9 protein-coding genes and 1 pseudogene are annotated in these 11,398 nt (G+C 68.2%); 8 read left to right on the top strand and 2 right to left on the bottom strand.

Annotated elements, in window-relative coordinates:
- Positions 1-99: 99 nt before the first annotated feature.
- On the top strand, positions 100-492 hold the full coding sequence (locus tag ADL25_RS03515; protein ID WP_234380431.1) for a M56 family metallopeptidase: 393 nt from the start codon (positions 100-102) through the stop codon (positions 490-492).
- On the opposite strand, the gene ADL25_RS03510 is transcribed toward ADL25_RS03515, so the two are convergent.
- Positions 465-1,781 carry a HAMP domain-containing sensor histidine kinase gene (locus tag ADL25_RS03510; RefSeq protein ID WP_059126125.1) on the bottom strand — a complete coding sequence of 439 codons (1,317 nt, stop codon included), beginning with the start codon at positions 1,779-1,781 and terminating at the stop codon, positions 465-467. The two genes, ADL25_RS03515 and ADL25_RS03510, sit on opposite strands and share 28 nt — an antisense overlap.
- Positions 1,782-1,934: 153 nt before the next feature.
- Between ADL25_RS03510 and ADL25_RS03505 the strand changes: the two genes are divergently transcribed.
- The 5 genes from ADL25_RS03505 (at position 1,935) to ADL25_RS03485 (ending at position 7,414) form a co-directional block, all read left to right on the top strand.
- The gene (locus ADL25_RS03505) at positions 1,935-2,576 is read left to right on the top strand and encodes a hypothetical protein (RefSeq protein ID WP_059126124.1); all 642 of its coding nucleotides are present in this window, start codon (positions 1,935-1,937) and stop codon (positions 2,574-2,576) included.
- Between the two features lie 5 nt (positions 2,577-2,581).
- Entirely contained in the window at positions 2,582-3,328 is a 747-nt protein-coding gene (locus ADL25_RS45615; RefSeq protein WP_079050148.1) for an ABC transporter ATP-binding protein, read from the top strand.
- A gap of 79 nt (positions 3,329-3,407) precedes the next feature.
- Positions 3,408-3,977: an ABC transporter ATP-binding protein gene (locus tag ADL25_RS03495; protein WP_234380424.1), complete on the top strand. Its 570-nt coding sequence runs from the start codon at positions 3,408-3,410 to the stop codon at positions 3,975-3,977.
- A 56-nt stretch (positions 3,978-4,033) separates the two neighbouring features.
- Positions 4,034-6,625 (top strand): FtsX-like permease family protein, encoded by a 2,592-nt coding sequence (locus ADL25_RS03490; protein WP_234380415.1) that lies wholly within the window; start codon positions 4,034-4,036, stop codon positions 6,623-6,625.
- A 60-nt stretch (positions 6,626-6,685) separates the two neighbouring features.
- Positions 6,686-7,414, top strand: coding sequence for a response regulator transcription factor (locus ADL25_RS03485; protein ID WP_059126120.1), 729 nt, complete (start codon positions 6,686-6,688; stop codon positions 7,412-7,414).
- A gap of 1,023 nt (positions 7,415-8,437) precedes the next feature.
- Here the strand turns inward: ADL25_RS03485 and ADL25_RS03480 are convergent.
- Positions 8,438-9,016, bottom strand: coding sequence for a hypothetical protein (locus ADL25_RS03480; RefSeq protein ID WP_059126119.1), 579 nt, complete (start codon positions 9,014-9,016; stop codon positions 8,438-8,440).
- A gap of 230 nt (positions 9,017-9,246) precedes the next feature.
- Here ADL25_RS03480 and ADL25_RS03475 point away from each other — a divergent pair, with 230 nt between their 5' ends.
- Together ADL25_RS03475 and ADL25_RS52075 are read left to right on the top strand one after the other, a co-directional pair.
- Positions 9,247-9,870 (top strand): DUF6230 family protein, encoded by a 624-nt coding sequence (locus ADL25_RS03475; protein WP_059126118.1) that lies wholly within the window; start codon positions 9,247-9,249, stop codon positions 9,868-9,870.
- Between the two features lie 111 nt (positions 9,871-9,981).
- Positions 9,982-10,662: pseudogene (locus ADL25_RS52075) on the top strand (DUF6114 domain-containing protein); the annotation flags it as partial.
- Between the last annotated feature and the right edge of the window lie 736 nt (positions 10,663-11,398).

Genomic DNA, 11,398 nt, shown 5'->3' with positions numbered 1-11,398 from the left:
CGTCCCACAACCACCTCCAAGATCAGGTCTTGGAGACAGTCTGCTGGCTCACGGGCAGCGAGTCGATTACCCGGCCAAGGCTGCGTGACGAGCCACTAGTTGGCCGTACTCGACAACGACACTCCCCTGACCTTCGCTCTACCGGGCAGGCCGGGAAGGATCGTGGTGTCCGAGGGCATGCTCAAGTGCCTGAGGGACGAGGAGCGCCACGCGCTGCTGACGCACGAGCGGGCCCATCTGCGGGCAAAGCACCATGTCTTCAAGACCATCTGGCGGCTTACGTCTGCCGTGAACCCGCTGCTGCGCCCCCTGGCCCACACCGGCGCCTTCGTCCTGGAACGCTGGGCCGACGAAGAGGCCGCCGCGCAGACTGGCGATCGTGTGATCGTCGCCCGTGCCGTCGGTCGCGCCGCGCACGCATCCGCCGGCGCGCCCCGGCCCGTGTCCACCTTCTGTGCAGGCTTTCACTCGGCTGCCAGCATGCTGTGCTGAGTGTCGTCACGGCGGACCGGTACGAGCAGAGTGAAGGTGGCGGGCACACTGCTCGACAGCGACAATCGTCCACCGACTGCCGCGGCAAGATCGCGGGCGAGGGCGAGGCCGATGCCGGTACCAGAGCCGCTTTCGGTGTGACCGCGGCGAAACAACCGTGATGCCTCGCCCTCGATTCTCCCCTCGTCGCTCACATCGAAGGCGAGAGCGTCTTCGAGATCACGGACCGCGACTCCTACAGTGCCCCGGCCGTGCACCCTCGCATTGTCAAGCAGGATCCCGAGTACTTCGGTCACGGGCCTGCCCGCGACCCGAACGTCCGACGGTACCCCGCCAACGCCGCACTCCAGGCGCCTTCCGTCCAGGGCGAAGAGGCCGTGCCATCTCTCTCGTACCTCCCGAACCAGTGCGGCCACCGGCATGGTGCCGGCTGAGGTGGGGGTCCGGTCGCGTGGGCGGGAGAGGCGCAGCAGCTCCTCCACTGTGTGGTGCAGGCGCAGTGTGGTGGCCAGTGCCTCGGTCAGGGCCGGCCGGGTGTTGTCGTGTCTGAGTCCTTCCTCCAGAGCGAGCTGCAGACCGGCGATCGGGGTGCGCAGTTGGTGGGAGACGTTGCTAGTGAAGTCACGTTCATGGCGGAGGAGTTCGGACAGCGAGTGCAGCATCTCGTTGTGGGTGCTGGCGACTTGGTTTACCTCTGCAATGCTGCTGGGGGCCGCTCGGGCCGTTAGATCGCCTTCGGTAACGGCCCGGCAGTGCTGCGAGAGGTCTTCCAGCGGTGCGGCGAGTGCCCGCGCCTGCTGACGGGCGATGAGCACCGAGACGGCGACGGCTGATGCTGCCACGCCGAACAGCACCCCCCATGCCACGAGAACGCGGTCCTGTACGGCGCCGGTCGGAGCGGACGCGCGAACGACACCGATCACCCGCTCGGCATGGGAGACGGGTACGGCGACCACCATGTCGCCGCCCGATCGGCCCCGGATCAGCTCTCCGCCGAGAGCTCGGTGAATCGGGGCATCAGCTGTCCGGGGGCCACCGCCTGCCCGTAGCCGGCCGTCCGGGTCGTACAGACCCAGGCGGCCGCCGACCGGAGGGTGGGACAGTTCCACTGGATCGCCTGTTGCGTAGTCCGGGCTCACATGCACTGCGCCCGCAAGGGCTGCCCGCTCCAGGGTGTCGCGCTGTCCTGCGTACAGGGACGACCGGATGGCCAGGGCAGCCGGAACGGCGAGGAGAACTACAGCGACCAAGGCGGCGGTGAGGGCTACTCGTACCACGCGCTGTCTCATGCCTACATCATGCGGTCCGACCACCTGGGCGCATGCAGGGCAGCATCACTTTTGCCGTCGTCTAACCCTCGGCGAGCGGAGCGTTAACCAGGCACTACCTAGCGTCCTTGCCATGACCGTCCGGTCCGAGACCTTCTTGGAAGGGCAGTAATTATGGCGATACATGCACGGGTGTCCGCGGCTGTAGGGCTCGCTCTCGTCGCAGCGGTGACCGCAGGTTGTGGCGGCTCCGGCTTGGCGGCTTCCGGAGGCTCCTCATCGACGGGCACCGCCGCGGGAGGTACAGGTAGTCAAATCAAGCCTGCGCCCACCGAGTCCAATCCTGCCGGTGACATCCCCGATAACCAGGTGTATGTCGCTTACCAGCCATCCGCTGGTTCCTTCACCGGTTTCACGGTGAAGGTGCCCGAAGGATGGGCCCGCTCCGACCAGGGAAACACCACGGTCTTCACGGACAAACTCAATACTGTCAGGATAACGACGGTTTCCTCCACTGCCCCTCCGACGGCCAGTTCGGTAACCAGCACGATTGTTCCGCAGGTCCGTTCACAAGTACCGAAGTTCGCCGCACCGAAGGTGTCGCAGGTGACCCGCCGCTCCGGACGGGTTGTCCTGCTCACCTATCAGGGCGACTCAGCAAAGGATCCGGTCACCGGCAAGGTGGTGCGGGACGCGTTCGAACGGTACGTCTTCCACCAGTCCGGTCACGAGGTGGACCTCACTCTGTCCGGCCCAGTCAATGCCGACAACGTCGATCCGTGGCGCATCGTGAGTGACTCCTTCGCGTGGCGGTGATCACAATGACCGACGACAGTGTTCGCTCCGCGCAAGGCGACGTCCTCACAGCGCGTGACCTGTACCGCTTCTACCGGGCCGGGGAGGAGGAGACGCTCGCGCTGCGCGGCGTCTCGTTGCGGGTGCAGCGCAGCGAAACGGTGGCGATCGTAGGCCCCTCGGGTGCGGGTAAGTCCACTTTGCTGGCCTGCCTGGCAGGGCTCGATGAACCCTCCGGCGGCGAGGTTCGGGTGGATGGTGTGCGCATCAGTCACCGGCCCGAGACGGAACGGGCGCGGCTGCGGGCCAGGCACATCGGCGTGCTGCTGCAGACCCGCAACCTACTGCCGCACTTGAGTGTGCGGGACAACGTCCGGCTGCCGCAGCGGGCCAGCGGGCGTAGGCCCGCCGTCCCGCCTGCCGAATTGCTCGCTCAGGTAGGGCTCGCTCAGAGAGCTCATGCTCTGCCCCGGCAACTGTCCGGTGGTGAACTGGCCCGGGCCGGTCTGGCCGTCGCTCTGGCCAACTCTCCTGCCGTCCTCCTGGCAGATGAACCTACCGGAGAGCTCGACGGCGTAACCGAACAACTGGTCCTCTCGATGTTGCGGCAGCGGGCCGAAGAAGGATGTGCGGTTGTCATCGTCACGCATAGCGCAGAGGCGGTCCGGGTTGCCGACCGTGTCATCGCGCTGGATGACGGAACCATCACTGGCGGCGCCCCCGCCGTAAGTCTCCCCTCCCAACATCAGGAGGCTCCTGATGCCACACGATGAGGTTCTCCTTGTCTGCGCCGATGGGGCCTTGACCTTCGGCCGCGGCCCTGAGGCGGTGGTAGCCGTGCATGGCACGAGCTTGACCATCAGCGTCGGCGACAGGCTCGCGATCGTGGGGCCCTCCGGTTCGGGCAAGAGCTCCCTCCTGCACCTGCTCGCCGGACTCGAACAGCCCACCAGCGGTGCCGTCACCTCAGGTGATTCCCTCGGGCCTCACGACATCGGAATGGTCTTTCAGGGCGACAGTCTCATCCCCGCCCTGAACGTGGTCGAGAACACCGCCCTCCCGCTCACCCTCGCCGGCCGTCCGGAAGACGAAGCCCGACAGGCCGCTCTCGCGGCCCTGGCCCTGGTCGGCGGCGCCGACCTGGCCCAACGGCTGCCGGAGGAGATCTCCGGAGGCCAGGCGCAGCGGGTGGCAGCGGCACGGGTTCTCGCCCAGGGCCCCCGCCTGATTCTCGCCGACGAACCCACCGGACGCCTTGACCATGCCAACGGCGGACGCGTCCTGGACGCCCTGCTGAAGGCGGCCGACCACACAGGGGCAGCCCTGGTCGTCACCACCCACGACCCGGCCGTCGCAGCCCGATTCATCCAGCGCCGCACCATGCGAAGCGGCCGACTACTCGCACCCGAGGATGTGTCATGATTTCCGCCTGGGCCAGTGGCCTGGCCCGCCACCGCACCGGACGGCTCCTGACCGCCATGGCCGGCGTTGCGCTGGCAGTGGCGCTCGTCGCCGCGCTTGGTTCCTTCCTCACGGCGTCGAAGGCGACCATGACCGAACGCGCCCTGCGCTCGGTCGCTGTCGACTGGCAGATCCAGGTACAGCCGGGCGCCAATACGAACACCATTTTGTCCTTGGTCCGCAAAACACGTCACACTCGCACAGCGGTACCGGTTGGCTACGCACACACCACCGGCTTCACCGCCCACACGCAGGGCAGCACCCAGACCACCGGCCCAGGTATGGCACTCGGACTGCCCGATGAGTACCAGAACCGCTTCCCCGGCGAAATCCGCAACCTGGCGGGGTCTTCCACCGGTGTCCTGCTTGCCCAGCAGACCGCCTCCAACTTGCATGCTGTGCCTGGTGACACCATCGACATCCAGCTCCCGGGCGCAGACCGACGTCAGGTCAAGGTGGACGGCGTGGTCGACCTGCCTCAAGCCGACTCCCTCTTCCAGACCGTCGGCGCGCCCAGTCAGTCCCAGCCGACCGCGCCCCCGGACAACGTCATCATCCTGCCTGCCGACCGGTTCGCCGCTCTCACCCGCGGTGCCACCGGAACAACGGCCCAGATACATGTGGCTCGTGATGACACCCGGCTCCCCTCGGACCCGGCGGCCGCCTTCACGGCAGTCACCGGCGCCGCCCACAACCTGGAGGCCCGCTCAGCAGGCAGCGCACTCGTCGGCGACAACGTCGGCGCAGCCCTCGACTCCGCCCGCCAGGATGCCTTGTATGCCCAGGTCCTCTTCCTCTTTCTCGGCGTGCCCGGTGCCGTTCTGGCCGCCGCGCTGACCGTGGCGGTGGCTTCGGCCGGCGGGGAGAGGCGCCGCCAGGAACAGAGCTTGCTGCGGCTGCGCGGACTGCGTCCCCGCCAGATCATTTCACTCGCGGGACTCGAAGCAGCTTTGATCGGCTTTTTCGGTGGTTTCATCGGACTGAGCATCGCTGCTCTAACCGGTCGCCTCGCCTTCGGAACCGCCTCTTTTGGAGCCGGTGCGGCCACTTGGGCTGTCTGGTACGGGATCGCCTTCGTTCTCGGCGTTGCCATGGCCGCCGGAGCCGTCCTCATTCCGGCTCTGGGCGATCTGCGCACAGTGACTGTCGCAGACGCACGCAAGGAGACCGGCGCCCGAAACCCCCGCAGCCCCTGGTGGATGCGCTACGGCGTGGACTTCGCCCTCCTCGTAGGCTCTTGGTTGGTCTTCCGTGCCTCTTCAGGCAACCAATACGCTCTCGTCCTCGCGCCGGAGGGGGTGCCCAGCATCTCCGTGTCGTACTGGGCCTTCTTCGGCCCCATATTGCTGTGGATGGGCGCAGCACTGCTGGTCTGGCGGCTCACCCTGCTGGCTCTTGCCCACGGCCGCCCTGCTCTGGTCCGGCTGGCGCGACCGCTCACCGCTACGCTGGCCAGCGCCACCGCTGCCACCCTGGCTCGTCGGAGCCGCGCGCTCGCCCGATCGGTAGTCCTACTTGCTTTGGCTGTCTCCTTCGCTTTTTCCACCGCCGTGTTCAACTCCACTTTCAAGCAGCAGGCCGAGGTGGATGCCCGGCTGACCAACGGCGCAGACGTCACCGTCAGCGAACCTCCCGGCGTCAACATTCCGCCGAGCATTTCGAACACCCTGAAACTCAGTGGCGTACGGCACGTCGAGCCTCTCCAACACCGGTTCGCCTACGTCGGCTCCGACCTGCAGGACCTCTATGGTGTACGCCCTGGCACCGTGGCCCAGGCCACCTCGCTCCAGGATGCCTACTTCGCCGGCGGCACCGCACAGCAGCTGATGCAACGACTTGCCAAGCGTCCTGACAACTTGCTGGTCAGCGAAGAGACCGTCCACGATTTCCAGCTCTCCCCCGGCGACACCGTCAATCTCCGCATCCAGGACACCCGCACCAAGGCACCGCGCACGGTTCCGTTCCACTACGCCGGCATCGTCAAGGAGTTCCCCACCGCGCCGAAGGACAGTTTCTTCGTCGCCAACGCCGCCTACATCGCCAAGGCAACAGGCAGCGACGCCGTCGGTGCCTTCTTGCTCGACACTGGCGGCACCCGGCAGAAGCAGATCGCGGCTCACCTCAGCAAGCAGTTGGGCACCAGCGCCACGGTCACCGACCTGACGCAGACCCGCGGAGCCGTGGGTACCAGCCTGACCTCCGTCGACCTGGCGGGACTCACTCGTATCGAACTGGTCTTCGCTGTCCTGCTGGCCGCAGGATCCGGAGGACTCGTCCTGGCCCTGGGACTGGCCGAACGCCGTCGTACCTTCGCCATCGCTACGGTCCTCGGCGCTAAGAAACGCCAACTCCGTGGCATGGTGATCACTGAGGCACTCCTGCTGGCCGCTACCGGGCTGGCTGGAGGCGCCCTCATCGGCTGGGCCCTGTCTGAAATGCTGGTCAAGGTACTCACCGGCGTCTTCGACCCACCGCCGGCGAGTCTGGCCGTACCTGGTCTCTACCTGACCCTCACCGCAGTCGCAGCCTTGGGCGCCATCCTGGCGGCGGCTCTGAATGGTATCCGCGGAGCCCGGCGACCCGCCGTGGAGGAGCTCCGCGATCTATGACGCCTGCGCTTAAGGGCTGTACACATGGCGGAAAACTTGAAGGGACCTACGCTTTCGACCATGGGCACGGCCACGGCACCGGATCGAAACTCCCCGCGCGTCCTTGTCGTCGAGGACGACGACACCATCGGGCATTACCTGGAGACGGGCCTGCGCAGCAACGGGTACACCTCGGCCTGGAGCCGTACAGGTACCGCGGCTCTTGCCGAGATCACTCGCGTCCCCTACGACGCCGTCCTCTTGGACCTGGGCCTGCCCGACACCGATGGGCTGGACGTCGCCCGCACTCTGCGTGCCCGCCGTCCCGATCTCCTCATCATGATCCTTACCGCACGTACCGACGACATCGATATCGTGGCCGGCCTGGATGCTGGCGCCGACGACTACCTCGTCAAGCCGTTCTCCCTCACGGTCTTGCTCGCGCGTCTCCGCGCCCATCTGCGCCGCCGTACGGTGGCCGAGCCCGAACCTCAACCACTACGGCTCGATGACCTGGTCATCGACACCACGGCGCGCCGATGCACTTTGCACGGCGAGGAGATCATTCTGCGGCCCAAGGAGTTCGAGCTGCTCGTCGTGCTTTCTCGGCGTCCAGGCGCAGCAGTTGCGCGCGAAACCCTAATGGCGGAGGTATGGGATGAGAACTGGTTCGGCCCCACCAAGACGCTGGACGTCACCATGGCCGGTCTACGTCGTCGCCTCGCCCAGGCAGCCGATGCAGCAGCCCGCCCCTGCCGCATGCCCTCCATCGTCACCCTGAGGGGCCACGGTTACCGTCTGGAGCCTTGAGGCTCTACCGCGCGGTTTTCGGGTCCACCGACGGCTGATCCAGTGTGATGCATCATGTGCGGCGGCCGGCTTCTAGGCTCGAGCCGTCGGGGCGTTGTGGTAGCGCCGCAGGAGGAGGACGGCTGTTGCGGCGAGGCCGAACAGCAAACCGAGTCAGATGCCTACTGGGCCGAGGTCCACGGCGTAGGTGCTGCTCGCCTCGCTGTCCATGACTTACGTCAACGCCAGCGGCGCGCTCGGCTCCCGCCTGGCGCATCCGCGGCCTCTGCTGGTCGGGGCCGCGGTGACAGCAGCCACTGCGGTGTGCGGCGCGGTCATCCCTTCTGGGGCACGCGGCTGGCACACCCCTTCGGCTGGGCCAGGGCGAACGTTCGTCCGTCGCGCTGGCTTGCGGAAGCAACGGCAGCGCGGGCGCCGTACTGATCACGGCGGCGATGCCGGACATGCCGTACCTGCTCATGCCCGTCCTGGCGTTCGGACTCGTCCAACAAGCCCCGCCGGACTCGTGATACGCCCGCTCTCCTCATCCTGACCCAGGCGTCTGACGTGATCACCAGGTGCCGTCGAGTAAGTGGTAGCGGCTGATCGTGGTCGTCGGCGGGAGTCTTGCCGCTGAACCGGTCGAGGACAACGGAGTTGGCCCCTTGTCGGTGAACCGGCCGCACTCAAGGAGGTGGACCGTGTCGGTGTAGCTGGCGACCAGGTGGTGCCTCGTAGACCTGTTGTGGTTTCAGCGGGTCGGCGGTGGGCGGCTTCGGTACGCAGGCCGTCGGGCAGGAAGGCGGCGGCAGGCGTTGGGCACGGCACCCGCTTCGGCGCGCGAGCGTGGCGTTGGCACCGAGAACGAGATCCACCAACGGGCCATCCGTCTCCCCCTCCCTCGCGAACCGCACCCCCGGTAGCCGGCTGCGACGCCACCCCGTTCGGCGCTCCGCGACGATGCCGTCACCAGCCCCAGACTCTCTGAAGGGTGCCCGTCGCGTGGCAGTGCCAGGGCCCCGTCCCTCAAATCGGCGGCATCCCCTATACAGTGCCCGGAGCGCGGCGCCGGCGCCAGAACCGCCCAAGGGCCCACGTCGCGCTGAGCGCAGCCCCGGCCCAGACGATGTCTGCCGCCACGGTTGCGGGGCCTGCGTCAATCAGGCCCGATCCGGGCGATATCACCACCATCTGCACGGCGGCTCCCACCGGGACGAACAGGGCGGCGAGCAACCCGGTCAGGCCCGGCCGCCTGACGAGTGCTCCGATCAGGCCGAGGACCAGTCCCACGGGCACCCCCACGACCAGCCATACGACCATGTCGGTGCCCGCGTCCCACAGGGAAGCGTCCGCTACGTGGTACGAGACAGTCGCGGCCGCCGGCGCCAGCGCCCCGCCCAGCGCCCCGGGGCCGCGGGTTCTTGCCGCCCATCCGACCGCAACAGCCAGCGCCGCCCAGGACCAGCCGGCATCGAGCAAAAGGCTGACCACCGGGCCGGCCTTCGCCACGGCACTGCCCACGACGCGGGCCCCGGCCGGGCCATAGGGCGACGACACCACGTTGGCGAGCGAGGTCAGCGATCCGAACACCAAGCCAGCAACCGCCGCCCCCGTGATCTTCATCCGGGCAGCCTAGTCAATGCGCGTCCCGCCGTATCCCCCTTCGCAGGGGATGCTGGACAGCCGTTCGCCGCGGCCGGTCCGGACGAAGGGCATACCACCCGACCGGCCGATCTGACATGCCGTCGGCTGCCGGACCCGGAAGTCTAGACTCCGTCAGCAGCCACCCGCACTTCGCCCGCCCCTTTCCATCCGGCACGGGTAGGCGTCCCGTACGTGACGGAGGAGGCGCCATGCTGCACCGCGCCGGCAGGACGTCCTGGACACGCTTCGGCGCCGTCCTCGTCCCCTCCCTCGCCGCCGCCGCGGCCCTGGGCATCGGCATGGCCGAAGGAGCGCTGGCCGCGTCGTTCCTCATCTCAGGCCAGCGCTTCCAACTCACCGCCGACACCCTGCGCGGCCGGGGCGTGAGCATCTACCCCATGGTCGACGTGACCCGCAAAGGCACCCTCGTGCCCGTCGTGGTCCTGGGATTCCGACACGCGCAGATCAACAGGCTGTGCCTGTCCGTGGTCATCCCCATCCCCGTCTTGGGCCCCTACACCCTGGTAGTGACCGGCGGCACCGGACGACCAGTGGAGGCGGCGAACCTGTTCATCGACGCCACCTCCGTCGCAGCCGCCCGGGCCAACACCAACAACATCGACATCGGCGTCGCCGCAGGCGCCGTCACCAAAGGGCCGATCAACCCCAAAGACAGAAACTCGCGCTGGTTCGACCCCAACGTATTCGCCCAGCAGGCACAGTCCGTCGTACTCAAAAACGTACGCGTCATCTCAGTCGCAACCTCCGCCGGCACCCTCAACGTCCCCAACTTCCGCATGCGCGTCGAACAAGGCAACAACCCCTGCTTCTAACCCCCCACCGACACCCCTCACCATTTCCGCGGCCCCACCCCTTCCGGGGGCCGCCGCGGGGCGAACGCACCGGATACGGGCGCACCCCTCAACATCTGAGTCCTCCTCGTCGTCCTGGTCCTGACGTTGTGGTTCCAGCAGCAGCACCGTGTCTTCGCCGGAATGGCCGCCCTGCTGCTCTCCCTGACCTCCTTCCCCCTCTCCAACTTCGGCGGCCTGTTCCTGGGACTCACATGCGGCCTGATCGGCCGCTCCCTCGCCTGCGCCTGGATGCCCGCACCCGACCCGCCCCAGCGGAGGAGGACCGCGAGAGCCCGCAGGACTGGGAGGAAGGGGCAGATTTGGAGAACGTGTCGGACCGAGGTGGGCGAAAAGGGAAGGACGAGCAGGAACGGCTCGAGGGCCGGGACGAACGGACGGACCGGGAAGGACGGGGGGATATGGAGGAGACGGTGGGACTCGAGCGGATCTCTGCCGCCGACCCACCGGCCACGGACCCGGTGCAACCCCACGACCGGTCGAGTTGAGGCGACCCGCCTGCCCGCGACCGGACGGGGACGAGCCCTCAGCGTTGCAACACGGGGTGCCCGGGCGCCGCCAGTACGGCAGGGCGCCGCGCGGCGGCCTGGGACCGTGCAGGCGCAGCGGGCCGGACCGTGCCGTGCAAAAGCCGCGTGCCGTGTCGTTCCGCGGGCTGCTGGCGTGCGGACCGTGTTCACCACGTTTCTCCTTCTGTGGCCAGGACGCTCCGACAGGCCTGACGCCCCGAGGCCGCACAGTCCCGGGGCGTGACGTGCCTGCGCGAGGGCTGCCGTAGCGGCAGTAGCACGCGACCTACTTCCAGAGACGAGAACTTTCCACGAGCCCGCGCCGTCCTGGCCCCGAACCGGCCGACCGGCCGCACGGGATCGGCAGGGCGCCGGCCACCGCGACAGGGACAAGTTCCGGGACGGACGAATCGCTGCCCGCCGACACGGACAGCGAACAGTTACGAACCGGTTGTCGGGTGCGGCCGCAGTACGCCCCGCGCGGCGCACTGCACGGGTGCGCGATCCTTCCCCCGGCTGGAGAGAACCGCGGGTCCCAAGGGGGCGAAGCCCGGCCGCAATGCAACCGGGCTCCAGCGCACCCGAGTTCCGGACTTCCAGCGAACCCGCACTGTGCGCCGGCTAGTTGGGGTGCCCCGAGGGCCTGGCAGCCTGACGTTCAGCGCCGATGAGAGACCCCGTGCCCGGCCGGTGCACATCCCGGCCGCCGCTGAGGGCCGCTGAAGGCCCTCCGAGGCCCGCCGCCGGCAGACGTGCCCACCCGGTACGGACGCCCCAGCAGCCGCCCGGACAGGCACCGGCTCCCGGCCGGTACGGGCGCCCGGGAGCGCACGCGGGTGCGCAAGAAGGCGACGGATGAGCCGCGGCCAGCGCTGGCGCGGCGCCGGGCTGACTCCGGTCGGCCACCGCGCCCCAGGGGTGCGGGCTCGTGCAGAACTGCCCGGGGGCGGGGCCGTTAGACTCATTGACAAGCGGCCGGT

This window comes from Streptomyces sp. NRRL F-5122 (assembly GCF_001507435.1).
In the GTDB taxonomy this organism is placed as follows: Bacteria; Actinomycetota; Actinomycetes; order Streptomycetales; family Streptomycetaceae; genus Streptomyces; species Streptomyces lannensis.
This window is presented reverse-complemented; position numbering and strand designations above follow the sequence as displayed.